Genomic DNA, 25,875 nt, shown 5'->3' on the forward strand with positions numbered 1-25,875 from the left:
CGTGGGCCGCACGGGTTAGATTCAAAGGCGTGCTGCGCATCGTGGACGGCAGGAGCGGGGAGCCCGTGGAACTCGACCCGGGGCGGCGCGTGCCGCTGCGGGTGCTGGCGCACACCGGCGCCGCGGTCGGCAGGACGACGGCGCTGCGGGTGCTGCTGGTGGCGGACGTGCTGGCCCGCGCCGTGGAGACCCACGGCGGGCAGGTGCTGGTCGCCTCGGTCGGCCCGGCCGACCCCGCACTGGACGCCGCCGCCGCGGCGCTGGGCATCGGGCCCCGCGCGGCGCGCGGGGACGACGTCCGCGAGGCGGAGGCGGCGCTCGCGGGCCCGGCCCGGGTGCACGTGGCCCCGATGGGCACCGGGACCGGCGGCCTCCGTCTCGACGTCGCGCAGGTTCACCCGGACGAAGTAGCCGCGCCCGGCCCCGCCGTACGGCTCGCGCTGCTCCGGCTCGACCGCAGGGCGCCCGCGGACCTGTCCGCTCCGGTACTCGACGGGGCTGACGTCGGTCTGCGGCGGTGGCGCGGCGCGGTGGCCCGCTGGGCCGAGTCGCCGTCGAGGCCGATGTGCGCCCAGTACGTCGAACGACTCCAGGCCGCCCTGGACGCGGACCTCGACACCGCCGCCCACCTGGCCGTCCTCGACCGGCTGGAGGAGGAGGCCGCCCTGCCCGACGGCTCCCGCTTCGAGACGTTCGCCCGTGCGGACCGGGTGCTGGCCCTGGAGCTGAGCGCCGAGGTCGGCGGGGTGCGGTCGTGAAGCGACGCGCGGAGGCCGGTCCGCGACGCCTCGTCGTGCTGCGGCACGCCAAGTCCGCCTGGCCCCCGGACGTCCCGGACCACGACCGCCCGCTCGGCCCCCGCGGCCGCCGTGACGCCCCCGCCGTCGGCCGCTGGCTGCGCGAGAGCGGACACCCCCCCGACCTGGTGATCTGCTCGACGTCCCGGCGCACCCAGGAGACCTGGGAACTCGCCGCCGCGGCCCTGGGCGCCAAGCGGTCCGTGCCCGTGCGCCTGGACGAGCGGGTCTACGCCGCCACCGCCCGCGCCCTGCTCGACGTCCTGCGCGAGGCCCCCGAGGACGCCGGGTCCCTCGTGCTGGTCGGCCACAACCCGGGGGTCCAGGACCTCGTCCTCCGCCTGACCGGCCAGGCCCGCGCCGACGCCCTGCTGCGAGCCGCCGACAAGTTCCCGACGTCCGCCCTGGCCGTCCTCACCTGGTCCGAGCCGTGGTCCGCCCTCGCCCCGGAACGCGCCCGCCTCGAGGACTTCGCCGTCCCTCGCGGCTGATCCTATGGAGGCTGCGGGGGAGGGGCTCGGGGCTCGTCCGGTTGCTTCGCCCGCGCGCGTGACGGGGGCGACGTGCCGTGGCGGCGGTGGCGTGGCAACCGCATCCGTGCGGGTCACCCCAGCCCGGGAGCCGCGTGCGCGGCGACTGCTGTTCCGAACCGCGGGTGTTCCGACCGGCGGGTCGGTCCGGCGGGTCCGGCTCGCGGTGCGGAGGCGAAGCGTCGTCGCGCCGTTGCGGCGGGTCACGAGGTGCCGGGGGTGTACTGCCCGCGCCGCCGGACGCGGCCACCGGCGCCGAGGCGGCGACCGTCCGGGCCGCCGTCCCTAGGCCGAGGCCGCCAGCGCGGCGGTCGTCGCGACCGCGAGGTGGTCGAGGTAGCGGGGTGTGAGGGGGGAGCGGAGGACCGCGAGGCGCCAGTAGAGGGGGCCGGCGATGAGGTCGAGGGCGAGGTCGCGGTCCGTGCCGGCGGGCAGCTCGCCGCGCTCGACGGCGGCGTCGACGATGGCGGTGGCGATGCCGCGCTGGGTGTCGCGCAGCGCGGTCTGCAGCGTCGCGGCGATCTCGGGGTTGCGGGAGGCCTCCGCCAGCAGGTCGGGGATGATCTGCGAGGCGACGGGGTGCCGCAGGGCCCGTGCCGTCACCTCCAGCAGCATCCGGATGTCGCCCAGCAGGCTGCCCGTGGCGGGCGCCGGGACGCCGACGGCCGCGACGGCGGACACCACGTCGAGGACGAGCGGCAGCTTGGAGCGCCAGCGCCGGTAGACCGCGGCCTTGCCGACGCCCGCGCGCCGTGCGATGCCCTCGATGGACATCCGCCCGTACCCGACCGCGGCGAGCTCCTCGAAGACGGCCGCCCGGATGGCCTCCGTGACATCGTCTCGGAGCACTGCCGCCCCGGCGGGGGCGCGTCGTGGGGGTGCGGTGTCCGGTGCCATGCCCGGCAGCCTACGCGACGACGGGACGGAACGGTTGCGTTCCAGCGCCCGAGTGGTCTAACGTCCTGGTAACGACGATACGGTCTCGTTCCGTCCGCGCACAAACCGCCCCCCTAGCGCATCACCCCCCGAACGGAAGCGCCCCCTCGTGAGCCTTGACATCGAGTCCTCCTCAGCGGCGCCCGCGCCGCCCGGCGCTCCGGCGCCGTCCCCCGCGGAGCTGGCGGCCAAGTACGGGCTGTCGGTCAGTGGAGCCCGGCCCAGCCTGCGCGCCTACGTGCGGCAGTTGTGGGGACGCCGTCACTTCATCTCGGCGTTCGCCCGGGCCCGCGTGTCGGCACAGTACACCCAGGCCCGGCTGGGCCAGCTCTGGCAGGTGCTGACGCCGCTGCTCAACGCGGCCGTCTACTACTTCATCTTCGGCCTGCTGCTGGGCACCGACCGGGGCGTCGACAACTACATCGCCTTCCTGGTCACGGGCGTCTTCATCTTCACCTTCACTCAGTCCTCGGTGCTCGCGGGGACCCGGGCGATCGCAGGGAACCTCGGACTCGTGCGGGCGCTGCACTTCCCGCGCGCGAGCCTGCCGATCGCCTTCACCCTGGTGCAGTTGCAGCAGTTGCTGATGTCGATGTTCGTGCTGCTGGCGATCGTGCTGATGACCGGCGAGGTGCCCGGGCCGTCCTGGCTGCTCGCGCTCCCCGCGCTGCTGCTGCAGTCGGTCTTCAACGCGGGCCTGGCGCTGGTGATGGCGCGGCTCGGCAGCAAGCTGACCGACCTCGCGCAGCTGATGCCGTTCATCCTGCGGACCTGGATGTACGCCTCCGGTGTCATGTACAGCATCAGCCACTTCGCGGCGAGCGCGCCCACCGTCATCAAGATCGCCCTGGACCTGAACCCCGCGGCGGTCTACATCGACCTGATGCGCTTCGCGCTGATCGACAGCTTCACCTCCGCGCAGCTGCCCCCGCACGTCTGGGCGATAGCCGTGAGCTGGGCGCTCGTCATGGGCGTCGGGGGCTTCGTGTACTTCTGGAAGGCAGAGGAGCGGTACGGCCGTGGCTGAGCGCATCCCCACCGTGATCGTGGACGACCTGCACATCGTGTACCGGGTGCACGGTGCCGGCACCGGCAAAGGCAGCGCCGTCGGCGCCCTGTCCCGGCTGGTCACCCGCAAGGGCGGCAATCCGAACGTCCGCAAGGTGCACGCCGTGCGCGGCGTCAGCTTCACCGCCTACCGCGGCGAGTCGATCGGGCTCATCGGTTCCAACGGCTCGGGCAAGTCGACGTTGCTCAAGGCGGTCGCGGGGCTGCTGCCCGCGGAGAGCGGCAAGGTCTTCACCCAGGGGCAGCCCTCGCTGCTGGGTGTGAACGCCGCCCTGATGAACGACCTGACCGGCGAGCGCAACGTCATGCTCGGCGGCCTCGCGATGGGCATGTCGCAGGACGAGGTGCGGGAGCGCTACGAGCAGATCGTCGAGTTCTCCGGGATCAACGAGAAGGGCGACTTCATCTCGCTCCCGATGCGGACGTACTCCTCCGGCATGGCGGCGCGCCTGCGCTTCTCGATCGCCGCGGCCAAGAGCCACGACGTCCTGATGATCGACGAGGCGCTCGCCACCGGCGACCGGAACTTCCAGAAGCGCTCCGAGGCGCGGATCCGCGAGCTGCGCAAGGAGGCCGGCACGGTCTTCCTGGTCAGCCACAACAACAAGTCGATCCGCGACACCTGCGACCGCGCCATCTGGCTGGAGCACGGCACGCTGCGGATGGACGGCCCCACGGACGAGGTGCTCAAGGCCTACGACGCGTTCACCCAGGGGAAGTGACGCCGCCCGGCGCGAGCCTGGCACCGGTGCCAGACTGAGGACGGACACCGGGACCACGGCAGCACCGGGCACGCACGCAGGCCAAGGAGACCGCCATGCTCACCACCCAGTACGTCAACGGCGCCCCGAACTGGATCGACCTGGGCAGCCCGGACCCCGGGGCGGCGGTCTCCTTCTACACCGGGCTCTTCTCCTGGGACGCGCAGCCCCTCGGGCCCGAGGCCGGCGGCTACGGCTTCTTCCGCCTCGGCGGGAAGACCGTGGCCGCCTTCGGTCCGCTCAGCGAGGAGGGCGTGCGGTCCTCCTGGACGCTGTACTTCCAGACGGCCGACGCCGACGCCACCGCCAAGGCGGTCGAGCAGGCGGGCGGGACGGTGCGCCTCCCGCCCTTCGACGTCTTCACCAACGGCCGGATGGCCGGCTTCACCGACCCCGGGGGAGCGGAGTTCGCCGTGTGGCAGCCCCGCGACACCAAGGGCCTCGACGTGGTCACCGAGCCGGGCAGCTTCGGGTGGGCGGAGTTGTACGCGCCCGACGCGGCCGCCGCCGGCGCCTTCTACGGCGCGGTCCTCGAATGGCAGGCGCAGGACGTGCCGCTCGGCACGACCCGCTACAGCGTGCTGTCGACCTCGGGCGGCGGCCGGGAGGCGTCCCTGGGCGGGATCGTGGAGATCACCGACGCGATGAGGGACGCCGGTGTCACCCCGCACTGGCTGCCCTACTTCGAGGTCGAGGACGCCGACGCGGTGGTCGCCGAGGCCGCGCAGCTCGGCGGGAAGGTCGTCAAGGCACCCCAGCACGCCGAGGGCGTCGGGCGCTTCGCGCACCTCGCGGACCCCTTCGGCGCGCTGTTCGCGGTCATCACCAGCCAGCCGCGGCGGAGCTGACGGCGCGGCAGGAGCCGGCGACGGGGCGGCGCCGGGGGCGGCGACGGGGCGGTACGGGGCCACTGTCAGTGCCCGCTGCAAGACTGGGAGCGACCAGGGCACAGCACCCCGTCGAAGGAGCACACCATGCTCAACACCAACTACGTACCCGGCGCCCCCAACTGGCTCGACCTGGGCACTCCCGACGTCGAGGCCTCGGCGGCCTACTACCGCGAGGTCTTCGGCTGGGACTTCCGGTCGGCCGGACCTGAAGCGGGCGGCTACGGGATGTTCCGGATCGGCGACCGCACCGTCGCCGGCATCGGACCGAACAACGAACCCGGCGCCACCGCCGCGGCCTGGGAGCCGTTCTTCCAGACGGCCGACGCCGACGCCACCACCAAGTCCGTCGAACAGGCCGGCGGAGCCGTGCGGTTCTCCGCCATGGACGTCTTCGACCTCGGGCGGATGGCGGCTTACGTCGACCCGACCGGGGCCCGGTTCTGCGTGTGGCAGCCGGGCGCCAACAAGGGCCTGGACGTCGTCGACGAGCCCGGCTCGCTGTACTGGACGGAGCTCTTCACCCCCGACGCGCCCTCGGCACTGGCCTTCTACCGCGCGGTCTTCGACTGGAGGACCGAGGACTCCCGGATGCCCGGCATGGTCTACACCCTGGTCTCCCCGGCGGGCGGCGGCGAGAGCGACGCCCACGGCGGTGTCATGCAGCTCGACGAGGAGATGCTCGCCGCAGGCGCCGGCGCGCACTGGCTGCCGTACTTCGCGGTGGCCGACTGCGACGCGACGCTGGCCAAGGCCGTCGCGGCGGGCGGCACGGTGCGCCTCCCCGCGGTGGACGTGCCGGAGGTCGGGCGCTTCGCCCAGGTCGTCGACCCGCAGGGCGCGGTGTTCGCCGTCATCACGCCCGCACCGACCGCGGCCTGAGGGCACGCGCGGCGGCTACTCCGGCGGTGTCGGGGTGTCGTGGCGGGAGAACATGGCCTGGACGTCGAGCTCCAGCTTGATGGTCGGGCCCACCACCGCGATGCCCCGCGCCAGCATGCTCTGCCAGTTCAGGGTGTAGTCGTCGCGGTGCAGTTCGGCGGTGGCGAGGGCCGCGCAGCGCAGCTCCTCGCCGTAGCCGCCGGTGGCCATGCCCAGGTAGTCGGTGTCCAGGGTCACCGACCGGCTGACGCCGTGCATGCCGAGGTGGCCCTGGACGGCCCACCGCGAGCCGCCCTGGTGCACGAAGCGGTCGCTCGCGAAGCGGATCCAGGGGTGGGCGGCCACGTCGAGGAAGTCCGCGGAGCGCAGGTGGCCGTCCCGGGTCCGGTTGCCGGTGTTGATGCTCGCCGCGTCGATGGTGATCTCGACGTGGGAGTCCTCCATGCGCTCCGCGACGCGTATCCCGCCCGTGAAGCGGTCGAAGCGGCCGTGTACATGGGCCATGCCGACGTGCTTGGCGATGAACCGGACGGCCGTGTGCGGCGGGTCGAAGAACCAGGTGCCCGGCGGCGGCAGTTCGAGCTCCGGCGAGGGCGTCAACCGCACCGCGCCGACAGGGGACTGGAGCCCCTCCGCGATCTGCACGGTGCCCCGGTAGGGCCGCATGCCGTCCGCGCCGATCATCACGGTGTAGTGCCCGGGCGGCAGGGTGGCCAGGAACGTCCCGTAGGGATCGGTGGTGGCCGTCACGCGCGGGAGGCGGGTGCGGGCTTCGGACACCGTGACCTCGGCACCGTCCAACGGCCGGCCCGAGGCATCGAGCACCTGACAGCTGATCAGTCCCGCACCCTCGGCGATCGGTGGCAACAGCCCGGGATTCGTGCCGCCGTTGACCGTGCGATTGCGCCGAAAGAGTGCGAAAACCATGCGATCACCATAGATGGTGAATCCACGCAAGTGTCAATTCGCCCTCAGGTGTCCAGCCAGTGCCGTCGGCCCAGGTGGATCAGGTACAGCTCCTTGCGGGCCCGCTCGCCGACCCGTTCCTCGGCCGCGGTGTCGCCGGCCGGTGCCTCCATGAAGGCGATCGCCGTCATCAGCATGCGGTCGACGTACAGTTCGGCGAGCATGCGGACGTCCTCGGGCGCCCAGCCGTGCGCGACGGGCTGCGCGCCGAGCGCCTCGGCCACCTCCCGGGCGAACAGCGAGAGTTCGGTCGCGATGGCCTCGCGGACGGCCTGCACGCCGCCGTGCCGCTCGCGGGCGATGAAGCGGATGTGCGGCCGGTGGTCGCGCACGTGCAGGGCGATCAGCCGGACGGAGCGGGCGATGACCTCCTCCGCGTCGTCCTGCTCGGCCATGATCGCCTGGATCATGCCGTGCAGACTGCCCAGCGACTCGGCGACCAGGGCCACCCCGAGGTCGCCCATGTCGCGGAAGTGTCGGTAGAACCCGGCGGGCGCGACGCCCACTTCACGGGTGACCTCGCGCAGTCCCAGGCTGCTCAGGCTCTGGTTCTCCAGCAGGCGCAGGCCCGCGTCGAGGAGGGCCCGCCGGGTCTGCTGCTTCTGGGCCTCACGGGCCCCGAGGGTGTGACTCATGTCATCCAGTAAACAGCTGTTCGCCGAGTTGCGCGACAGTAGACTTCCGACTCAGTGAACAACTGTTATTTCAGTTGTTCACTGAGTCGACATCCGCACCCGTCGGCCGACGTCCGCAGCCCGCAGTGCCATCCGGCAACCGAGAAAGGCACCCGCCCGTGACCCTCCTCGTCGTCCTGGTCGCCATGGGGATCCTCCTGGGCACCGTCTCGTACACCCCGTTGCCCGTCTTCTTCGTCGCGGTGGGCGTGGTCGGTGCCTGGCTGCTCACGTTCTACGTCCGCGAGCGCGTCGCACACCACCGCCACCGCTGATCCCACGTCTCCCAGGGGGGAACCCACCCATGGACTCCTACGCATCCGCCCACGAGCGCGAACTGCGCGCAGCCGAGGCCCGGTCGGGCTCGGACGGCTCCGACGGCATGGCCGTCGCCGCGTTCGTGCTGGGCCTGGTCGGGCTGCTGGCCTTCAACATCGTGCTCGGCCCCTTCGCCCTGATCCTCGGCGGCGTCGCGCTCGTCCGGGGCACCCGGCGTCCCGTACGGGCGATCGCCGGTCTGGTGCTCGGCGCGGCCGACCTGATGGTGCTGGTCGTGCTCATCACCATGAACCGCGGCTTCATCTGGCCGTTCGGCCTCTGACCGCGGGGGTCAGGGACGTCGGGGCGCCTTCCCGTGGGGGGTGCCCTTCGGCCCGTCGGGCGCCGTGGCGTCGGACCCGGCGGGTGAGAGCGCGGCGAGGAGCCGCAGTTTCTCGTCGCTGTCGCTGCCCTTGTCGGGGTAGTAGAGGACGAGGATGACGTCGTCGACGGCGAGTTTGTCGCGGTGGAGCCGCAGTTCGCCGACGACGGGGTGGTTCACCGTGGTCGTGCCGCCGTCCAGCGTGCGGACGTCGTGCCGGGCCCACAGGGTGCGGAACCGCTGACTGGACAGTGCGAGCTCCCCGACCAGCTCGACGAACCGGGGGTCGTCGGTGTCGTCCCCGATGGTCGTGCGCAAGGTGGCCACGAAATCGGCGGTGGCTCTCGTCCAGTCCTGCTGGAAGGCCTGCTCCTCGGGATCGAGGAGGAGGGAACGAAGCCGGTTCTCGCCCGGCCGCAGACGGGGGGAGAGCGCGACCGCCATCGGGTTGGAGGCCAGCACGTCGAAGGCGCGCCCCTCCACGAAGGCCGGGATCTGCAGGTGCGCGAGCAGTTCGTGCACCCGCTGCGGTACGTGCTCGGGCCGCCTGCGGCGCGGCGCCCTCGGGCGTGCCGCCGTCAGGCCGAGCAGATAGGCGCGCTCGACGTCGTCGAGCCGCAGCACCCGCGCGAGCGCCTCGAGGACCTGCGGCGAGGGGTTCTTGTCCCGGCCCCGTTCCAGGCGCAGGTAGTAGTCCGGGCTGATCCCGGCGAGCAGGGCGACCTCCTCACGGCGCAGGCCGGGCACGCGCCGGTTGCCGCCGGGCGGGAGGCCCGCCTGGGCCGGGGAGACCAGCTCGCGCCGGGCGCGGAGGTAGCCGCCGAGCCGGTTGCCGGATTCCTCGTCGTTCATACCGCCACCGTAATGCGGTCCGGGCGCCGCGAAGGGGGCCCTGGCAGGACCAGGGAGGACGGGGGCTCTGCCAGGTCCGGCGGACGTGTTCGAGACTTCGGAACCGGCAACACCGTCCGCGCCGCGGGTTCGAACGCCCTCGGCGCCCCGATCCGAAGGGAAGATCTCGTGGATCTCTCCAACCGCACCGTCCTCGTCGTCGGCGGGACCTCGGGAATCGGCCGGGAGCTGGCCCGCCGGTTCGCCGCGGCGGGCAGCACCGTGGCCGTCGCCGGCCGCAGCACCCGGGCCCTCGCGGAACTCGCCGGAGAGGGCTTCGGCACGTTCGCCGTCGACGTCACCGACGGCTCCTCCGTCGCCTCCCTCCGTGACGCGGTCCTCGCCCGCCACCCCGGGCTGGACACCGTCGTCGTCACGTCGGGCGTCATGCTCGTCGAGGACCTGCGCGACCCCGCGCACTTCGAGACCGCACGGACGACGATCGACACCAACCTGCTCGGCACCGTCCGCGTCGTCGACGCCTTCACCCCGCACCTGGTCCGGCGGGGCGAGGGCACCTTCGTCACCGTCACCTCCGGCATCGCCTTCCTGCCGTTCCCGCCCATGCCCAGCTACGCCGCGTCGAAGGCCGCCGTGCACGCCTACTCCGAGGCACTGCGCGCGCAGCTCGACGGCACCGGTGTCGACGTCGCCGAACTCGTCCCCCCGGCCGTCGCCACGGCCGGCCAGGAGAGGGTGAACCCGCACGCGTTGCCGCTCGACGACTTCGCCACCGAGGTCGTGCACCTGCTCTCGCAGGACCCCACCCCCCGCGAAGTCCTCGTGAAGGGCGTCCTGACGCACCGCTGGGCCGAGCGCGACGGCACCTACGACGGGCTCGTCGCACAGCGCTCCAAGGCCCTGGCCATGCTCCCCGGCCGCGCGGGCTGACCCCCTTGCCGCGGTGCTAGTTCAGGGTCCAGCCGGAAGGGGACCAGTAGCCGTACTCGGGACGGCCCTTGACGCCGCTGGTGCGGAAGGGGCGTCCGCCGTCGTCGAGCCGGACGGTGCCCGAGCGGCCGCCGGCGCTCCACTCCAGTTCCAGGAACCAGTCGCAGTCGCAGCGCACCGTGCGGGCGTGCACCCGGAGCACGAGCGGGTCCCGGTCGGAGACCTGGTAGGGCAGCCGGACGACGGGGATGGTGTGCTCGCTGTCGTTGCCGTCCCGTGGTTGCGGCTGCGGGCGGGCGGCGTCGAGGTCCACCGCGTACTCGGCGGGCGACAGCGCCCCTCCGCAGCCGTTGTCCATCGAGTACGTGGACCAGCGCAGCGGGCTCCGGCGGTCGACGACGCGGATGTGCAGGGCCTGCACCACCACAGGTGCCGCGCCCTTCCCGCGGATCGTGGCCTCGACGACGGTCGTGGCGCCGTGCACGGCGCCCAGGGCACCGGCCCAGGCGCGCGCGTCCTGGGAGACCGGCGGGGGAGGGACGTCCGCGGGCGGCCGGTCGATGAGGTAGCGGTGGCTGCAGCCGTTCTCCCAGACGTGCGAGCGCACGCTCCAGACCAGTGGCTGTGCCGGCACCGGCGCACGGGAGGTGGTGCCCGCGCCGCCGGGTGGACGCGGAACGGCCTTCGAGCCCGTCACCCCCGGCTCGGTGGACGGCGCTCGCCGCGAGGGGGACGCGCCCGGCGACGCCGGGGCCGTGCCCGTGACGCCCGGCGAGGGAGAGGTGCCCACCGCGTCACCGGAGCGCGTGGAGGGCGAGGAGGCGGCGCGGGCCGGCGGGTCCTCGCCGCCGGTGCCGTCGGTCATCGCCAGCGCGGCGCCGGTGAGCACCAGGGCGGCCACCGATCCGGCGACGGCGGGCCGGGACAAGCGGCGGCGCCAGGAACGCGGCCGCCGCGGTGCCGGGACGGTGCCGATCGGCTCGAGTTCCCCGGTGGGCGGCTGCGGTGCCGTCCCGGGAGCAGCGCTCGGAGCTGTCTCGGGAGCAGCGCCCGGTGCCGTCCCAGGTGCCGCCTCCGGAGCCGCTTCAACCTCCGGCCGCAGGTCGTCGCGCGCGGGCGCGTTCCCGTCGGGGGCCGTGTCCGTGCCGCCGTCCGGCTCGCCTTCCCCGGAGCCGTCGCCGCCGCCCTGTTCACGCGGCTCCGCCGCCCCCGCGGCGCCGCCGCGGTTGCCCACCCGGCGGACCGCGTCGGCGAGCACCCAGCGGCGGTGCAGCTCGACCAGCTCGTCCGGTCCCGCGCCGCACAGCCGCGCCAGACGCTCCACGACCGCGTAGTCGGCCGGCACCGCGTCACCGTTGCAATAGCGGTGCAGGGTCGACGTGCTGACGTGCAAACGGGTCGCCAGCTGCCCGTAGCTCAGCCCCGAACGGTCCTTCAGCTCCCGTAAGTTCCGGGCGAAGTGCTCACTGCCCGCCGCCGTACCACCCATGTCCCGCGCCCCCGACGCCTTCCCGTGTCCCGGCCGCCCGTTCCAGGGCGCTCACGTCTCCCCAGGCCAGGGTACGCGCAACCGTTCCGGCGTCCCGGATGCGGCCCCGGCTGTTGCCGGGCCGTGACGGCGCCGCACAGGCTGGGGTGCAGCACCGCCGCCGTCCGGCGACGGTCCTCGTCCACGACCTGACCACGGGGGATCCACCTTGAACCGCACCGCCGTCCGCCGCGCCGCCGCGACCGCGCTCGCCACGGTCGCCGCCACCTCGCTCCTCGCCGCCGGCTCCGCCGAGGCCGGGGCCGCCGCGTCCACGAAGGCGCCGAGGTTCCTCGCGCCGAAGGAACTGCCGCCCTACTCCTTCTCGCCCTGGTACGCCGACCGGGTCCGCGCCGGCCTGCCCGAGGGCGGCGTCGCCTGCGCCCTGAGCGGCCTGCCCCGCAAGGGCGTCTCCCACCGCTCGTTCTGGACCGAACTCGACACCAACGCCCAGCAGGTCACCTTCACGGCCAAGAACACCAAGGCCGCGCGTGACCTGGCCGCCGAGCTCCGCTCGTCCGTGCGGGGCTGCGTCGCGCGCTTCCTGGAGCAGAACCCGGGCTCCCAGGCCGACTGGAAGGACTTCGGCGGCCTCGCCGTGGAGGAGGGCGCGCACGTCTACGGCGTGCACGTGGCGCCCCCCGAGTCCGAGCACAACGTCCGGCTCTACGGCATCGGGCGCGACGGCCGCACCGTCACCGTCGTCGAGTGGGGCCAGATGGGCACCCTCGACCGGATCCCGCTGAAGGCCTTCAAGAAGACCACCCGGACCGCCGTGAACAAGCTCTACCGCTGACGCCGCCGAGCGGCCCACGGACACCGGCGGCGGGGCCCCGGGGGGAGCCCCGCCGCCGGAGCGGCACCGTACCCGTCACAGCGGCTCGACGCGGGTCAGGCCTTCCGCGTCGAGCCGCAGCCAGCGCGTGACGCCGATGTCCCGCAGGAACGGCAGGTCGTGGCTCGCCACGACCAGCGCCCCCTCGTAGGAGGCCAGCGCCGTCGTCAACTGCCGCACGCTCGCCATGTCCAGGCTGTTCGTCGGCTCGTCCAGCAGGAGCAGCTGCGGCGCCGGCTGGGCGAGCATCAGCGCCGCGAGCGACGCCCGGAACCGCTCCCCGCCCGACAGCGAACCGGCCGCCTGGTCGGCGCGCCCGCCGCGGAACAGGAAGCGGGCGAGCGACGCGCGGATGCGGTTGCCCGTGGCCTCCGGGGCGAACCGCGCCACGTTGGCCACCACCGACAACTCGTCGTCCAGGACGTCCAGCCGCTGCGGCAGGAAGCGCAACGGCACGTGCGTCACCGCCTCGCCCGCCGCCGGGGGCAGTTCACCGGTGATCGTCCGCAGCAGCGTCGTCTTGCCGGCGCCGTTCCGGCCGACCAGCGCGATCCGTTCCGGGCCGCGCAGTTCCAGGTCCCCGACCGGCGCCCCGTACGCCGTCCGCAGCGCACGCAGCGTCAGCACCGTCCGGCCGGCCGGGACCGCGGTGTGTGGCAGGTCGACGCGGATCTCGTCGTCGTCCCGCACCGCGTCGACGGCCTCGTCCAGCCGTTCCCTCGCCTCCGCCAGCCGCTCGGTGTGCAGGACGCGGTGCTTGCCCGCCGACACCTCCGCGCTGCGCTTGCGCAGTTTCATCACGGCGCGCGGCTCCCGCTTGGAGTCGTACATCTTCTGCCCGTACCGCACCCGGCGGGCCAGCTTGACGTGGGCGTCCGCCAGTTCCCGCTTCTGGCGGCGCACGTCGGACTCCGCCACGCGCAGCATCCGCTCGGCTGCCTCCTGTTCGGCGGCCAGGGCCTCCTCGTAGGCCTCGATGTCGCCCCCGTACCAGCGGACCCCGCCGTCGCGCAGCTCGGCGATCCGGTCGACGTGCCGGAGCAGCTCGCGGTCGTGGGAGACGACCACCAGCACGCCGTTCCAGCCCGCGACCGCCTCGTGGAGCCGCCGCCGGGCCGCCAGGTCCAGGTTGTTGGTCGGCTCGTCGAGCAACAGCACGTCCGGACGGCGCAACAGCAGGGCCGCCAGCCGCAGCAGGACGCCCTCGCCGCCGGACAGCTCCCCGACGACCCGGTCGAGGCCGACGTGGTCCAGACCGATGCCGTCGAGCGCGGCGCGTGCCCGCTCCTCCACGTCCCAGTCGTCGCCGACCGCCGCGAAGTGCTCCTCGCGTACGTCGCCGGCCTCGATGGCGTGCAGGGCGGCCCGGGCGTCGGCGACGCCCAGGGCCTCGTCCACCCGCAGCGCGGTGTCGAGGACGGCGTCCTGCGGCAGGTACCCGATCTCGCCCGCGACGCGCACCGTGCCGTCCACGGGCGCCAGTTCGCCCGCGATGAGCTTCAACAGGGTGGACTTCCCGGAGCCGTTGAGCCCGATCAGGCCCGTACGGCCGGGGCCGACGGCGAGCTGGAAGTCGTCCAGGACGGGAGTGCCGTCCGGCCAGGCGAAGGAGAGGTCGGTGCAGGTGATGGAAAGGGTGGGATGTCCCATGCGGTCCTCCGGGGTGCTCGTGGATGTCGACGGGGTCGGCACACGGGGACACCGGAAGGTGGGCGCTGCGCGGAGGCGGCTGCTCACGGCCGAGGTCGTACACGGCCCACGCGGACGCCGGTTCGGCGCCGCGGGCACGGTGTCCCTGACCTCAGAAGAGCAACGGCCTTCTCCAATCGGGCGGTGACAGGGCCGGAGCAGAAACTACGCCGGGACCGGGCACCCGGCAACGCATTTACCGGGCGCCCCCGTGGGCCCGTTCCGGGCGCTTCTGGCCGCCCGCGGCGTTCCCGTCGGTCGTGCCGACCGGCCCTCCGGCGGTGTCCACCACCCCCGGCGACACGGCGCGCTCCGGGTCGGCGAGCCGGTCGAGGTGCGTGGTGATCATCCTCGCGAAGCCGTCCAGGGAGCAGTCGGGATGGTCGGCGTGGTCCACAAAGCCGGGTACCTCGGCGTGCAGCCGGGCCATGCCCCGCTCCGACACTTCGCCGACCTGCTCCTTCATGCGCGGCGCCGCCGTCCGCAGCAGCTCCCGCACCGCCTCGTCCTGCCCCTGCGGGCGCGCCGTCACCGGGCCGCTCCCGGGTCGTGTGTCGTGCGGATCCGCTCGGCGTCCAGGGCGAGGGCCAGATGAACCACCTCCCGCGGGCGCGCCGGCGGTGGCCACCGCCGAGGCCGAGGTCACCTCCGGCGGGGGCTGACCGCAAATGGATTTGGTCCTGGCGCCGACACCCCGTAGAGTGATGTTCACCGACGCGGGGTGGAGCAGCTCGGTAGCTCGCTGGGCTCATAACCCAGAGGTCGCAGGTTCAAATCCTGTCCCCGCTACTGGATCCGAAGGCCCGGTGCATCAGCACCGGGCCTTCGGCGTTCCCCTTCCCGTTCCGGTACCCGTACGTGTCCGGTCGTGCGCGCCGTGTCGCCCCCGCGGGCCACCCCGGCTCAGCCCCCGGCGGCCACCCCGGCGTCCGCCTCAGCGTTTGCGGACCGGTTCGTAGGGCGGCACGTCGCGACCGGGCTGCCAGTGCGGGCCCTGGCGGATGTGCCGGACGACCACGACCAGGTCGACGGCCGCGGCGAGCGCCAGCACACCGAAGAAGACGGCCCACCCGGTGCGTCCGAGGTCCGCGAAGAGCACCGTCCCCGCGATCGCCCAGACCAGGCCGAAGGCCGCCAGCGCGAGCCGCATCCGCAGTGCGCTGCGAGCCCGCAGGGGTTCGTTGCCGGTACGTCCCATGCGCATGGAAAACGCCTCCTCAACCGGTTCGTACCCGGCTACGCTCTTCCCATGACATGGCGACATTGATCCTCACCGGAGTCACCACTGGCGCGCAGGCTCTACGCCTACGCGTTCCTCGAGGACCTGATCCCGCTCTACCCGGTGTACGCGGTGCTCTTCGCCGACGCCGGGCTGTCGGAGGCCGGGATCTCCTCGCTCTTCGCCGTGTGGTCACTCACGGCGTTCCTGCTCGAGGTGCCCTCGGGCGTGTGGGCCGACCGCTTCTCGCGGCGCGCCCTGCTCACGCTCGCGCCGCTGCTCACCGGGGCGGGCTTCACGCTGTGGACCCTGTGGCCGTGCTACGCCTCGTTCGCCGCAGGCTTCGTGCTGTGGGGCGCCGGTTCCGCCCTGCGGTCCGGTGCGCTGCAGGCCCTGGTCCACGAAGAGCTGACCCGCGTCGGCGCCCCGCACGCGTATGCCCGTCTCACCGGCCAGGCGCAGGCCATCGGCACCACGGCGGCCCTCGCCGCGACCGCGCTGGCCGGCCCGCTCCTCTCGGCCGGCGGTGACCGGGCGGTCGGGCTGGCCAGCGTCGCGGTGACCGTACTGACCGCCCTGGCCGCCCTCACGCTGCCCGAGCCCCGGGGCCGCAGGGCCGCCGCGGAGGACGACGACGCCGAGGCGTCCGGCGCCGGGCTGCTGCGCGAGGCCCTCGCCCAGGCCCGGCACGCCCCCGGCGCGGGACGCATGGTGGCCGTCGTCTCCCTGCTGGCCGGCGCGACCGCGCTGGACGAGTACGTCCCGTTGCTCGCGCAGGCGACCGGCGTCCGGGCGTCCTTCGTTCCGCTGCTGGTGCTCCTGGTGACCGCGGGCTCCACGGCCGGGGGCTGGCTCGCGGGCCGCGGCACCCGCTGGGCACCGCTCGCGCCGGTGGTGGCCGCCGTCTGCCTGGCCGCGGGCGCGGCGGGCACCCACCCGGCGGGCCTGGTCCTGGTGGCCGTGGCCTTCGGCCTCCTCGACTGGGCGACGACGGCCGCCGACGCCCGCCTCCAGGAGCGCATCACCGACCGCACCCGCGCCACGGTCACCTCCCTGGCGGGCCTGGGCTCCGAGGCCGGCTCCCTGCTCCTCTTCGGCCTGTGGGCCCTGGGCTCGCACTGGTCGGGGCCGGGGCCGCTGTTCGCCCTGGCGGCCCTTCCGCTCCTGCTTCCCGTGATCCTGCTCTCGCGGTGCAACATTTCCGCACCCCCACGACGTCAGTGAGGTGAAGGCGGTGCCGGACGACAACGGGGTGGGGCATGCACGAGGACCGTACGAAGGACTACCTGGACTTCGCGAGGACCCGCGCGGCACACCTCTTCCGGTCGGCCTGCCTGCTCACCGGCGGTGACACCCACCTCGCCGAGGACCTCGTGCAGGAGACCCTCGGCAAGCTGTACGTCACCTGGCGGCGGGTGTCCCGGGTCGGCAACCCCTCCGGCTACGCGCAGACCGTGCTCGTCCGCACCTTCCTCACCCACCGGCGGCGGCGCAGCAGCGGCGAGGCGCCCACGGGCGAACTCCCCGACGTGCCCGCGGCCGCCGACGGCTCCGACAGCGACACCGCGCTGCTGCGGCTCACCCTCCTCGACGCGCTCGCCCGGCTGGCACCCAAGGACCGTGCGGTCGTGGTCCTCCGCTATTGGGAGGACCGCAGCATCGAGGAGACCGCCGACGCGATGCGGGTCAGCTCCAGTGCCGTGCGCAGCCGGTCGGTGCGGGCCCTCGCCAGGCTCCGCGAACTGCTCGGCGACAGCCTCGCGGAACTCGTCTCCTCCCACTGACTCACCCCCTGCCGGCTTCCCCTTCCCCTGACGACCTCTCCTCTCCTCCGGACGGTGGTTCACCATGCCCTTCGAAGACGACCTCGGCGCCGCGCTGCGCCGCACCGGCGACACTTTCAGCACCGACAGCCGCGCCCTCGTCGCGGCCGGCCTCGCACAGGGCCGCAGCGCCCACCGCCGCCGCACGGCCGCCGTCGCGGGCACCGTCGCCGCCGTGGCGGCAGTGGGTGTGACGGCGACGCTGGTCGCGCCCGGCGGTACCGCGGGGGACACGGGCCCCTCGGCGCCGAGCGGCCCCCAGGCGACGCACAAGAGCGCCGAGGACTTCGGCGCGACACCCGAGGAGAAGAAGCTGCTCCGGCTCTTCGGAGGCCTGCTGCCCAAGGGCGGGTTTCTCAGCGGCCGCGCCGTGGGGCCGCGGGACGATCCGAGGGCCCAGCCCTCCTCGTTCGCCGAGGTGGTGTGGGACGACGGTCACGGCGCTTCGACGATCTCCGTCGGCCTGGACCTCGCCGACCAGTCGGGGCAGGACCTGACCGAGTGCCCCGACCTGGCGTTGATGAAGCAGGGCACGACGTGCCGGCGCACCGAACTGCCCGACCGCTCGGTGCTGGTGGTCATCAAGACCTGGGAGTACCAGGACGAGCGCGAGGGCCCCGAGAACTGGCAGGCCATCCTGACCACTCCCGACGGACGGCGCATCTGGGCCAACGAGTGGAACGCCCCGGAGGAGAAGGCGAAGGAGACCAGCAGGGACAACCCGCCGCTGGACGTCGCGCAGCTCACCGCACTGGTGCGGGCACCCCGGTGGAACAGCGTCTTCGACGCATTCCCTGCGCCGTCGGGGGCGCCCTCGGGCACGAGCGGTTCCGTCGAGCCGAGGGGCGCGGAGATCGTGAAGATCCTCAAGGCCGTCATGCCGGCGGGCCTGAAGATCACCGCCCCGGTGGGGGAGGACGGCTACGCCCACATCACCGTGGACGACGGCCACGGGCCCACGCTCGTCGAGGTCAACGTCCAGCACTGGGCCGAGGAGGACTTCGGGGACCTGCAGTTCACGGACCCCCAGACGCTGCCCGACGGCACCAAGGTGCAGACCAAGAAGGGGCCGGGGGACAAGGGCGGAGCCGGGATCCAGCAGTGGACCGCCGACACCCTGCGGCCCGACGGGCTGCGGGTGGTCATCTCGGAACTCAACTCCGGCGCCTACCACCGGCCCCCCACCCGCACCACGCCCGTCCTCGGCATGGACGCCCTGGTGAGGGCGGCGACCAACGCCCGGTGGAAGAAGTTCGGATGATTACCCGGGCGGCCCGCCCGGCGGGCCGCCCGCCGTGGGGTCGGTTAGCGTCGCTGGTGGCCCCACGGGATTGCCCGAGTCGCTGCTGACGGGGGGACCGCAGGCCTAGAATCCCGGACTGTCGCACCGTCCACCGACCCGTTCAGGGGGAGCGCATGTCCCAACTCCCGTCCAGGCGTGCCATGTTGCGAACGGCGGCGACGGCCGCCGGCGCCGTGGCGGTCGGGTTCGACCCGGTCGGCAGGAGCTGGGCCGTGGCGGCGGACGCCGCGGAGCGGGCGGACGGCGCGCTGGTGGGTCTGCCCCGGCTGGACGGGACGCTGCTCACCGATGACGCCTCCCTCGGCGCCGCGGCGGACGATTTCGGGCACGTCGTGCACCGCAGGCCGGTCGCGGTGCTGCGCCCGGGGTCGGTGGACGACGTCGTCGCCATGGTGCGCTTCTGCAACCGGCACGGACTGAAGGTGGCGCCGCGCGGCCAGGGCCACGGGACCTCCGGCCAGGCGCAGGTGGACGGCGGACTGGTCGTCGAGACCACGCCCCTGGCGCAGATCGGCCCGGTGGGACCGCGCAGCCGCACCGTCACCGTCGGCGCGGGGGCCAAGTGGGGCGACGTCACCAGGGCCACCCTGGCGCACGGCCTCACGCCGCCCGTCTTCACCGACTACCTCGAACTCTCCGTCGGCGGCACGCTGTCCGTGGGCGGACTCGGCGGCCAGAGCCACCACCACGGCGCGCAGGTCGACAACGTCACCGAACTGCAGGTCGTCACGGGCGCGGGCGAGTTGGTCCGCTGCTCGGCGTCGCGGCACCGGGACCTGTTCGAGGCGGTGCTGGCGGGCCTGGGCCAGTGCGCCGTCATCGTCTCGGCCACGCTGCGTCTGGTCACGGCCCCGACGACGGTCCGGCACTACCTGCTGCCGTACCACGACCTCGGCACCTTCCTCGCCGACCAGCGAACGCTGGTCACCGACGGCCGGTTCGGTTACGTCGAGGGCCAGGTCGTCCCGGACGCCGACGGCGCCTTCCGCGGCTACGTCCTGGAGGCCGTCTCCTACGACGCCGCGCCCGACGACGCCGCGCTGCTCGCCGGGCTGCGGCACGACACCGCGGGTGTGCAGATCGAGGACCTCGGCTACTTCGCCTTCCTCGACCGGCTCGCCGCCTCGGTGGAGGCGCTGAAGGCCGCCGGTCTGTGGGACTTCGCCCATCCCTGGCTGAACCTGCTCATCCCCGGCGACGCGGCCGTCGCCGTCGCCGGGGGCATCCTCGACGCCCTCACGCCCGCCGACCTCGGCCCCGGTGTCGTGCTGCTCTACCCGCTGCTGCGTGAGCGGCTGCACCGTCCCCTGCTGCGGGCCGGCGCGGACCCGGTCCCGTACCTGCTCGCGGTGCTGCGCACCACCCCGCCGCAGGACACCGCGACGATCGACCGCCTCCTGGCCGCCAACCGGGCCGCGTTCGAGGCCACCCGTGCGGCCGGCGGCACGCAGTACCCGGTCGGCTCCGTCCCCTTCGGCCGGGCCGACTGGCGGACCCACTTCGGTCCCGCGTGGCACGCGCTGGCGGCGGCCCGGCGGCGCTACGACCCCCGGGGGGTCCTCGTCCCCGGTCAGGGGATCTTCTGAAGCGGGGCGGCGGCCCCGTAGGGTCCCCCCATGGGGAGACACATCGCGTTCGAGCGACTGCACAACTTCCGTGACCTGGGCGGCTACCGCACGGCCGGCGGCCGTACGGTCCGCTGGGGGCGGCTCTACCGTTCCGACGCGCTCTCGAAGCTCGGGGGCGCGGACCTGGAGCGGTTCGCAGCCCTCGGCGTGCGCACGGTCATCGACCTGCGCTACCCGTTCGAGATCGAGGCCAAGGGGCGCGTCCCGGAGGCCACCGGTGTCGCGTACCACAACCTCAGCATCGAGCACCGGCCCGTGGACCAGACCGCGTTCGGGCCGGAGGTCGACACGACTGCCTTCTACGCACGGCTGCACGCCGAGGTCGCGGCCGACGGCGTCGAGGAACTGGCCCGCGCGCTGGAGGTGATCGCCGCCGGAACCAGCGGGCCGCTGGTCTTCCACTGCGCGGCCGGCAAGGACCGCACGGGACTGCTGGCGGCGCTGGTGCTCGGGCTGCTGGGGGTGCCGGAGGAGGACGTCGTCGCCGACTACGCGCTGAGCGAGCTGGCGACGGCCCGTCTGCTCGCGGACTGGACGGCGGCCAACCCGGAGCGGAGCCTGCGGTGGCCCGGCTGGGGGAGGGCGCCCGCCGACGCGATGCGGATCTTCCTCGCCGGGCTGGCCGCCGAGCACGGTTCCGTCGAGGGGTACGCCCGCGCACGGCTCGGCACGGACGACGCCCTGCTCACCGCCCTGCGGGGGGCGCTGCTCACCGACTGATCCCGGACGGAACCCCGTAACGTGCAACCCTTTGGTTGCGCGAAGGAATCTCACGTGCAACCCTGGAGTTGCACGTAATGCTGTCCAGCGACGGAGGAACCACCATGAGCACCCAGACCCCGGACCGGATCGAGCAGGAGATCAGCATCGCGGCGCCGGTCGAGCGCGTGTGGGACGTCCTGACCCGGCCGGAACACATCGGCCGCTGGTTCGGCGCGGACCTCGGCGGCAGCGGTGCGCCCGCTGACGTCGACCTGCGGCCGGGCGGCGCCTTCGAGATCGACCACGGCTTCGGCGTCTACCCCAGCCGCGTCGTGGGCGTGGAGCCGCCGCGCTACTTCGCGTACCGCTGGGCCACCGCCTTCCCCGGCGCGGAGGCCGCGGAGGACAACTCCACCCTGGTCGAGTTCACCCTCACCCCCGACGGGGACGGCACCCGCCTGCGGGTGGTCGAGAGCGGCTTCGCGGGCCTCGACATCCCCGAGGAGCGCGTCCCCTACGCCGGCCACGAGAGCCACTCGCAGGGCTGGGTGGAGGTCACGGCCGGACTCGCCGCGTACGTGGAGAAGCTGCCCGCATGACGCAGACCCCCACCAGCGGCGAGGAGGACGTCTTCGCCGCGCTGGCCGACCCCATGCGGCGGCGCATCCTGGACGCCGTCGCCGAGCACGGCGACGCCACCGCCACCGTGCTCGCGGCCGAACTCCCCGTGTCCCGCCAGGCGATCGTCAAGCACCTCACCGTGCTCGATCATGCCGGGCTCGTCGCGGGGCGGCGCGCCGGGCGCGAGATGCGCTACGCCGTACGGCCCGAGCGGCTGGTCGCGGCGGCGCGGTGGATGGACCGCGTCGCCGCCCGCTGGGACGCCCGGCTGTCGGCCATCAAACGCCTTGCGGAGGAGGCCACTTCGCAGGACCCCGGTGTACCCTGAGCGCCGTGAACGGGGAGAGGCCGCCGGACAGGTTCTCCGGCCGCATCGGCGACGGCCGCATCAACTGGCAGGTGGGCCTGCTGCTCGTCGTCGTCAACGTGCTGCTGCTCGCGCTGGGCGTGGCCTCCACCTTCTGGTTCTTCGGGCAGGACATCGGCATCGCCGGCCTGTCCGTGGCGCTGCCCGCGATGAGCCTGTGCACCTTCCTGGTGCTCTTCACCGACTCCCGCGACGTGCGCACCGCCGTGATGTCCGCCTTCACGGTCCTCTACTTCGGCTTCGTCGCGGCCTCGTTCAACAGCGAGGTCGCACGGGCCATGGCCGACACGTCCGGCTTCCTCGACGACGTCTACGACAGCTTCAACACCTTCATGATCGTGATGGTGGGCTTCTACTTCGGCGGCAAGACCGCGGAGAAGGTCGTCGAGAAGAAGCACACCGCGGGCCAGGCGCCCGCCGCCGCCCCGTCTCCCGAGCCCGTCGGCGACGACCGCGCCACGGTCACCCCGCTGCCCGCTCCCACCCCCGCGGCGGACGGCAGTCCGGCCTGACCGGCTACCCCGCCTGACCGGCACCCGGCCCCCCGGGCCCCGTGGTGGAACCGCCGGCCGCGGCCGTGCAGGGGCCGGGGCACCCCACGCCAGAGGGCCGGGGAGGGCGTGCCATGATCAGGGCTTCGACGCGCCCGTTGCGGATCACAGGAGGCGGCCCCCGTGCCCGAGCAGCACCTCGACACCATGCCCGAGGACTGGCAGCGGGCGCTCGCCGTCGTCGCCCACCCGGACGACTTGGAGTACGGCGCCGCCGCGGCCATCGCCCGCTGGACGGAGGCGGGCCGCGAGATCGGCTACCTGCTGGCGACCCGCGGCGAGGCCGGCATCGACGGCGTACCCCCGCAGGACGCTGCGCGGATACGCGAGGCGGAGCAGCGCGCGAGCGCGAAGGTGGTCGGCGTGCGGAATGTGGAGTTCCTCGGGCACCGCGACGGCGTCATAGAGGAGGGCCCGGCCCTGCGCCGTGAGATCGCCGCCGCGATCCGCCGGCACCGCCCCGAGCTGCTGATCACGTTCAACCACCACGACACCTGGGGCGGCACGGTCTGGAACACCCCGGACCACCGGGCCGTCGGCCGGGCCGCCCTGGACGCCGCCGGTGACGCCGGGAACCGGTGGATCTTCCCGGAACTGATCGAGGACGAAGGACTGGAGCCCTGGGGCGGCGTCCGCTGGGCGGCGGTCGCCGGATCGCCGTACCCCACGCACGCGGTCGAGGTCGGCGACGCCGACGTCGAGCGGGCCGTCGCCTCCCTCGCCGAGCACCAGGCGTACATCCGGGCGCTCACCGACCAGGAACCGGCCGACTACGCGCGCGAATTCCTCGGCCGCAACCTGGAGCTCGCGGCCCGGCGCTACGGCGACCGCTCGGCGGTGGCGTTCCAGGTCTACCCGAGGTAGCGGCCGGGCGGGCGGGCCGGCCCCGACCGCCTCGGTCCCGGCCTCAGCCGGGAACGATCAGGTCGATCCCGTACGCCGCCACCGCCAGGCACGCGGCGAAGCACAAGGCCGCCACGGCCAGGGCCGCCTTCTCCTGGCCGTCGCGCGGCTGCCCGTCGCGGGGGCCGCTGCCGGCGCGGCCCCACGCGGCGACGCCCAGCGAGAACATCACCACCAGGGCGATCGTGATGCCGAGGCTGGCCCCGAACACGGCGCCGAGGTTGCCCCATTCGATGTCCATGCGCATCCGCTCCTGACCGTCACCGGGTCGACTGGCCGGCGGGGCTCGGTTCCTGCGCACCCGACCGGGAGTCGTTGACGTTGTCCGCGTTGACCGGACGGCGGCGCGACAGCAGGTAGAAGCCCGCGGCGGCGGCGACCGCCACGCCCGCCACGAGCGCGACGCCGAGGTCGCCGTGGTCCGCGACCCATGCCGCCACCCCGCCGACGGCCGCCGCGGCGGGGAGCGTCAGCACCCAGGACACCGCGATCCGCCCGGCGACCCCCCAGCGCACCTGCGCGAGCCTGCGGCCCAGGCCGGCGCCCAGGATGCTGCCCGTGCAGACCTGGGTGGTGGACAGCGCGAAGCCCAGGTGCGAGGAGGCGAGGATCACGGAGGTCGCGCTGGTCTCGGCGGCGAAGCCCTGCGGGGTCTGGATGTCCGTCAGCCCCCTGCCCATGGTGCGGATGATCCGCCAGCCGCCCACGTACGTGCCGAGCGCGATCGCCAGCCCGGCGCTGAGCACCACCCACCACGGCGGACCGGTGCCGGGCGCGAGCAGTCCCCCCGAGATGAGCGTCAGCGTGATGACCCCCATCGTCTTCTGCGCGTCGTTGGTGCCGTGGGCGAGCGCCACGAGCGAGGCGGAGCCGACCTGGCCGGCCCGGAAGCCCCGCTTCACCTTGTCGCCCCGGGTCCGTCTGGTGATCACGTAGGCCAGGTAGGTGGCCAGCATCGCCACCACGCAGGCCACGACGGGTGAGGCGACCGCCGGGATGACGATCTTCTCCAGGACCTCGCCCGCGTTGACCGCGGACGTGCCCGCGCCCACCCAGACCGCGCCGATGAGCCCGCCGAACAGTGCGTGCGAGGAACTGGAGGGCAGACCGAGCAGCCAGGTCACGAGGTTCCACAGGATGGCCCCCACCAGCCCGGCGAAGATCATCACGGCGGAGACCTTGGCGTCGTCGACGATGCCGTTGGAGATGGTCTTGGCGACCTCCGTGGAGAGGAAGGCGCCCAGCAGGTTCAGCACGCCGGCCACCGCCACGGCCACCCGGGGCGCGAGCGCACCGGTGGCGATCGACGTGGCCATGGAGTTGGCGGTGTCGTGGAACCCGTTGGTGAAGTCGAAGGCGAGAGCCGTGACGATGACGATGATGATGAGAAAGGAGACGGAGCCCACCGCATACCTCCCACCCGGGTGCGGTGCGGTCACCGGGCCCGGCATACCGCTGTCGGCTCGGGATTCCAGGCTAGGCGAGGTGCCCGTGGCCCGCACGGCACGGCTCGCCGGGGCGGGCGGACGAGGCGGGCGGGAAGGGCGGCCGGAAGGGGTGGGCGGAAGGGGCGGGCGGAAGCGGCGGGCGGCGCGGCGGAAAACCCGTGGCGGACGTCGGGCCGCGGCGGGCAGGATGCCTGCAGCATGGAGAACACCGAGACGCCGTACCGGATGATCAGGGCCGCGCACACCGACGACACCGTGACGGTCTATCAGGCCTACTGCCCGGGGATCGGCGATCCCGCCGTGCTCCACGGCCGCTTCCCCGGGAGCTGGAGCCGCTCCCGGATGACGTGGATCAAGCCGTCCTTCCTGTGGATGATGTACCGCAGCGGCTGGGGCCGGAAGGAGGGGCAGGAGCGGGTGCTCGCCCTGGACGTCAGCCGTGAGGGCTTCGACTCCGCGCTCCGCCGGGCCTGTCTGTCGCACTTCGACCGTTCGGTGTACCCGGACCGCGAGACCTGGGCCGAGCGGGTGCGCGCGACGGAGGTCCGCGTCCAGTGGGACCCGGAGCGCGACCTCGCGCTGAACGCGCTGCCGTACCGCTCGCTGCAGCTCGGGCTCTCCGGCCGGGCGACCCGCGACTACGCCGACCAATGGATCGTCGGCATCAGGGACGTGACCGGACTCGCCCACCGCGTCCACGAGCTCGTGCGTTCCGGCGACCGGGAGGCCGCCGCCGCGCTGCTGCCGCGGGAGCGGCCCTATCCGCTGGACGCGGCGACCGCCGCCGTGATCGGCGCGACGACGGGGCCCGCCTAACCGCCGTCCAGCTCCGCGACGAGCCGCTTCGGGGCGACCGCGCGGTAGCTCTCCTCCACCCAGTCGCACAGCACCTCGGCTGCGGGCGTCTCCCCGGTGAGGGGGACGGAGACCCAGCCGGCCCTGCCGAGGCCGTAGCCGGAGGGCCGCGCGCCGGGGACCGACATCGCGTGCTCGTGGAGCTGGGGGTCCTTGAGTTTGACGTTGATGCCGGGCGGGTGGCCTCCGTCGCCGGCACCGAGGAAGACGAAGACCTTCCTGTTGACCTTGACGACGCTCTCGCCCCACGGGAACTCCTCGGCGGCGCCGGGCAGCGCGAGCGCGAAGGCGCGTACCTTCGCGCGTACGGCGAGCGGGTCGTGGACGGTGGTCACGGGGCCTCCCGGGCGGACGCGGACGGCGGTCGACGGGCACGCGTACGCCTGATCGTAGGCGGGTGCCGCCCCCGATCCCCGGCAGGCGGGCCCCGCCGGCGCCGGCGGCGCCCGCGGCGCCCCCGGCCGCGCCCCCGCTGGACCG

Annotated in this window: 31 protein-coding genes and 1 tRNA gene; 21 read left to right on the forward strand and 11 right to left on the reverse strand. The window is 73.8% G+C overall.

Features of this window, described 5'->3' with window-relative positions:
• The first annotated feature begins 29 nt into the window (after positions 1-29).
• Both ABZ479_RS16835 and ABZ479_RS16840 read left to right on the forward strand, forming a co-directional pair.
• Complete coding sequence (locus ABZ479_RS16835; RefSeq protein WP_500462317.1) at positions 30-758, forward strand: hypothetical protein; 729 nt, start codon at positions 30-32, stop codon at positions 756-758.
• Positions 755-1,288, forward strand: coding sequence for a SixA phosphatase family protein (locus ABZ479_RS16840; protein ID WP_500462318.1), 534 nt, complete (start codon positions 755-757; stop codon positions 1,286-1,288). Before ABZ479_RS16835 ends, ABZ479_RS16840 begins: the two co-directional genes overlap by 4 nt.
• A gap of 324 nt (positions 1,289-1,612) precedes the next feature.
• On the opposite strand, the gene ABZ479_RS16845 is transcribed toward ABZ479_RS16840, so the two are convergent.
• On the reverse strand, positions 1,613-2,224 hold the full coding sequence (locus tag ABZ479_RS16845) for a TetR/AcrR family transcriptional regulator (RefSeq protein WP_500462319.1): 612 nt from the start codon (positions 2,222-2,224) through the stop codon (positions 1,613-1,615).
• 148 nt (positions 2,225-2,372) lie between these two features.
• Between ABZ479_RS16845 and ABZ479_RS16850 the strand changes: the two genes are divergently transcribed.
• The 4 genes from ABZ479_RS16850 (at position 2,373) to ABZ479_RS16865 (ending at position 5,861) form a co-directional block, all read left to right on the forward strand.
• Positions 2,373-3,290: an ABC transporter permease gene (locus ABZ479_RS16850; RefSeq protein WP_500462320.1), complete on the forward strand. Its 918-nt coding sequence runs from the start codon at positions 2,373-2,375 to the stop codon at positions 3,288-3,290.
• Positions 3,283-4,053, forward strand: a complete 771-nt coding sequence (locus ABZ479_RS16855) for an ABC transporter ATP-binding protein (protein WP_500462321.1) — start codon at positions 3,283-3,285, stop codon at positions 4,051-4,053. The genes ABZ479_RS16850 and ABZ479_RS16855 overlap by 8 nt, the downstream gene beginning before the upstream one ends.
• 95 nt (positions 4,054-4,148) lie before the next feature.
• Positions 4,149-4,940, forward strand: a complete 792-nt coding sequence (locus ABZ479_RS16860) for a VOC family protein (RefSeq protein WP_500462322.1) — start codon at positions 4,149-4,151, stop codon at positions 4,938-4,940.
• Positions 4,941-5,066: 126 nt separating this feature from the next.
• On the forward strand, positions 5,067-5,861 hold the full coding sequence (locus ABZ479_RS16865) for a VOC family protein (protein ID WP_500462323.1): 795 nt from the start codon (positions 5,067-5,069) through the stop codon (positions 5,859-5,861).
• A 15-nt stretch (positions 5,862-5,876) separates the two neighbouring features.
• On the opposite strand, the gene ABZ479_RS16870 is transcribed toward ABZ479_RS16865, so the two are convergent.
• Together ABZ479_RS16870 and ABZ479_RS16875 are read right to left on the reverse strand one after the other, a co-directional pair.
• Positions 5,877-6,788: a YceI family protein gene (locus tag ABZ479_RS16870; protein WP_500462324.1), complete on the reverse strand. Its 912-nt coding sequence runs from the start codon at positions 6,786-6,788 to the stop codon at positions 5,877-5,879.
• A gap of 44 nt (positions 6,789-6,832) precedes the next feature.
• A complete protein-coding gene (locus ABZ479_RS16875; protein ID WP_499604188.1) occupies positions 6,833-7,462 on the reverse strand; it encodes a TetR family transcriptional regulator in 630 nt (209 codons plus the stop codon).
• A gap of 158 nt (positions 7,463-7,620) precedes the next feature.
• On the opposite strand from ABZ479_RS16875, the gene ABZ479_RS16880 reads away from it, so the two are divergent.
• Together ABZ479_RS16880 and ABZ479_RS16885 are read left to right on the forward strand one after the other, a co-directional pair.
• Positions 7,621-7,776, forward strand: a complete 156-nt coding sequence (locus ABZ479_RS16880; RefSeq protein WP_500462325.1) for a hypothetical protein — start codon at positions 7,621-7,623, stop codon at positions 7,774-7,776.
• A gap of 29 nt (positions 7,777-7,805) precedes the next feature.
• The gene (locus ABZ479_RS16885) at positions 7,806-8,102 is read left to right on the forward strand and encodes a DUF4190 domain-containing protein (RefSeq protein WP_500462326.1); all 297 of its coding nucleotides are present in this window, start codon (positions 7,806-7,808) and stop codon (positions 8,100-8,102) included.
• Positions 8,103-8,111: 9 nt separating this feature from the next.
• Here the strand turns inward: ABZ479_RS16885 and ABZ479_RS16890 are convergent, their stop codons facing one another.
• Positions 8,112-8,993 (reverse strand): helix-turn-helix transcriptional regulator, encoded by an 882-nt coding sequence (locus ABZ479_RS16890; RefSeq protein ID WP_500462327.1) that lies wholly within the window; start codon positions 8,991-8,993, stop codon positions 8,112-8,114.
• Between the two features lie 168 nt (positions 8,994-9,161).
• Here ABZ479_RS16890 and ABZ479_RS16895 point away from each other — a divergent pair, with 168 nt between their 5' ends.
• Complete coding sequence (locus ABZ479_RS16895) at positions 9,162-9,923, forward strand: SDR family oxidoreductase (protein WP_500462328.1); 762 nt, start codon at positions 9,162-9,164, stop codon at positions 9,921-9,923.
• 16 nt (positions 9,924-9,939) lie between these two features.
• Here the strand turns inward: ABZ479_RS16895 and ABZ479_RS16900 are convergent, their stop codons facing one another.
• Entirely contained in the window at positions 9,940-11,412 is a 1,473-nt protein-coding gene (locus ABZ479_RS16900; RefSeq protein ID WP_500462329.1) for a helix-turn-helix domain-containing protein, read from the reverse strand.
• A 208-nt stretch (positions 11,413-11,620) separates the two neighbouring features.
• On the opposite strand from ABZ479_RS16900, the gene ABZ479_RS16905 reads away from it, so the two are divergent.
• A complete protein-coding gene (locus ABZ479_RS16905) occupies positions 11,621-12,247 on the forward strand; it encodes a hypothetical protein (protein WP_500462330.1) in 627 nt (208 codons plus the stop codon).
• 75 nt (positions 12,248-12,322) lie between these two features.
• On the opposite strand, the gene ABZ479_RS16910 is transcribed toward ABZ479_RS16905, so the two are convergent.
• Together ABZ479_RS16910 and ABZ479_RS16915 are read right to left on the reverse strand one after the other, a co-directional pair.
• Positions 12,323-13,936: an ABC-F family ATP-binding cassette domain-containing protein gene (locus ABZ479_RS16910; protein ID WP_500462331.1), complete on the reverse strand. Its 1,614-nt coding sequence runs from the start codon at positions 13,934-13,936 to the stop codon at positions 12,323-12,325.
• A 235-nt stretch (positions 13,937-14,171) separates the two neighbouring features.
• Positions 14,172-14,507, reverse strand: a complete 336-nt coding sequence (locus tag ABZ479_RS16915) for a hypothetical protein (protein ID WP_500462332.1) — start codon at positions 14,505-14,507, stop codon at positions 14,172-14,174.
• A gap of 183 nt (positions 14,508-14,690) precedes the next feature.
• On the opposite strand from ABZ479_RS16915, the gene ABZ479_RS16920 reads away from it, so the two are divergent.
• Positions 14,691-14,764: transfer RNA gene (locus ABZ479_RS16920), tRNA-Met, on the forward strand.
• 145 nt (positions 14,765-14,909) lie between these two features.
• Here ABZ479_RS16920 and ABZ479_RS16925 read toward each other — a convergent pair.
• Complete coding sequence (locus ABZ479_RS16925; RefSeq protein WP_499604202.1) at positions 14,910-15,179, reverse strand: DUF6343 family protein; 270 nt, start codon at positions 15,177-15,179, stop codon at positions 14,910-14,912.
• A gap of 138 nt (positions 15,180-15,317) precedes the next feature.
• Between ABZ479_RS16925 and ABZ479_RS16930 the strand changes: the two genes are divergently transcribed.
• The 9 genes from ABZ479_RS16930 (at position 15,318) to ABZ479_RS16970 (ending at position 23,053) form a co-directional block, all read left to right on the forward strand.
• Positions 15,318-16,418, forward strand: coding sequence for an MFS transporter (locus tag ABZ479_RS16930; protein WP_500462333.1), 1,101 nt, complete (start codon positions 15,318-15,320; stop codon positions 16,416-16,418).
• Positions 16,419-16,453: 35 nt separating this feature from the next.
• On the forward strand, positions 16,454-16,978 hold the full coding sequence (locus ABZ479_RS16935; RefSeq protein ID WP_500462334.1) for a SigE family RNA polymerase sigma factor: 525 nt from the start codon (positions 16,454-16,456) through the stop codon (positions 16,976-16,978).
• Positions 16,979-17,042: 64 nt separating this feature from the next.
• The gene (locus ABZ479_RS16940; RefSeq protein WP_500462335.1) at positions 17,043-18,278 is read left to right on the forward strand and encodes a hypothetical protein; all 1,236 of its coding nucleotides are present in this window, start codon (positions 17,043-17,045) and stop codon (positions 18,276-18,278) included.
• 182 nt (positions 18,279-18,460) lie between these two features.
• Positions 18,461-19,906: an FAD-binding protein gene (locus ABZ479_RS16945; protein ID WP_500462336.1), complete on the forward strand. Its 1,446-nt coding sequence runs from the start codon at positions 18,461-18,463 to the stop codon at positions 19,904-19,906.
• 30 nt (positions 19,907-19,936) lie between these two features.
• Complete coding sequence (locus tag ABZ479_RS16950) at positions 19,937-20,668, forward strand: tyrosine-protein phosphatase (RefSeq protein WP_500462337.1); 732 nt, start codon at positions 19,937-19,939, stop codon at positions 20,666-20,668.
• 104 nt (positions 20,669-20,772) lie between these two features.
• Entirely contained in the window at positions 20,773-21,249 is a 477-nt protein-coding gene (locus tag ABZ479_RS16955; protein WP_500462338.1) for an SRPBCC family protein, read from the forward strand.
• Complete coding sequence (locus ABZ479_RS16960; RefSeq protein ID WP_500462339.1) at positions 21,246-21,599, forward strand: ArsR/SmtB family transcription factor; 354 nt, start codon at positions 21,246-21,248, stop codon at positions 21,597-21,599. The genes ABZ479_RS16955 and ABZ479_RS16960 overlap by 4 nt, the downstream gene beginning before the upstream one ends.
• A gap of 5 nt (positions 21,600-21,604) precedes the next feature.
• The gene (locus ABZ479_RS16965) at positions 21,605-22,150 is read left to right on the forward strand and encodes a hypothetical protein (protein WP_500462340.1); all 546 of its coding nucleotides are present in this window, start codon (positions 21,605-21,607) and stop codon (positions 22,148-22,150) included.
• A gap of 162 nt (positions 22,151-22,312) precedes the next feature.
• Entirely contained in the window at positions 22,313-23,053 is a 741-nt protein-coding gene (locus ABZ479_RS16970) for a PIG-L deacetylase family protein (protein ID WP_500462341.1), read from the forward strand.
• Between the two features lie 43 nt (positions 23,054-23,096).
• On the opposite strand, the gene ABZ479_RS16975 is transcribed toward ABZ479_RS16970, so the two are convergent.
• Positions 23,097-23,333: a hypothetical protein gene (locus ABZ479_RS16975; RefSeq protein ID WP_500462342.1), complete on the reverse strand. Its 237-nt coding sequence runs from the start codon at positions 23,331-23,333 to the stop codon at positions 23,097-23,099.
• Positions 23,334-23,352: 19 nt separating this feature from the next.
• Entirely contained in the window at positions 23,353-24,498 is a 1,146-nt protein-coding gene (locus tag ABZ479_RS16980; RefSeq protein WP_500462343.1) for an inorganic phosphate transporter, read from the reverse strand.
• Between the two features lie 240 nt (positions 24,499-24,738).
• On the opposite strand from ABZ479_RS16980, the gene ABZ479_RS16985 reads away from it, so the two are divergent.
• On the forward strand, positions 24,739-25,356 hold the full coding sequence (locus ABZ479_RS16985; protein WP_500462344.1) for a DUF4291 domain-containing protein: 618 nt from the start codon (positions 24,739-24,741) through the stop codon (positions 25,354-25,356).
• Here ABZ479_RS16985 and ABZ479_RS16990 read toward each other — a convergent pair.
• The gene (locus ABZ479_RS16990; RefSeq protein ID WP_500462345.1) at positions 25,353-25,730 is read right to left on the reverse strand and encodes an MmcQ/YjbR family DNA-binding protein; all 378 of its coding nucleotides are present in this window, start codon (positions 25,728-25,730) and stop codon (positions 25,353-25,355) included. The genes ABZ479_RS16985 and ABZ479_RS16990 overlap by 4 nt on opposite strands.
• Positions 25,731-25,875: the final 145 nt, after the last annotated feature.

This window comes from Streptomyces sp. NPDC005722, from assembly GCF_040630935.1.
Lineage (GTDB): Bacteria > Actinomycetota > Actinomycetes > Streptomycetales > Streptomycetaceae > Actinacidiphila.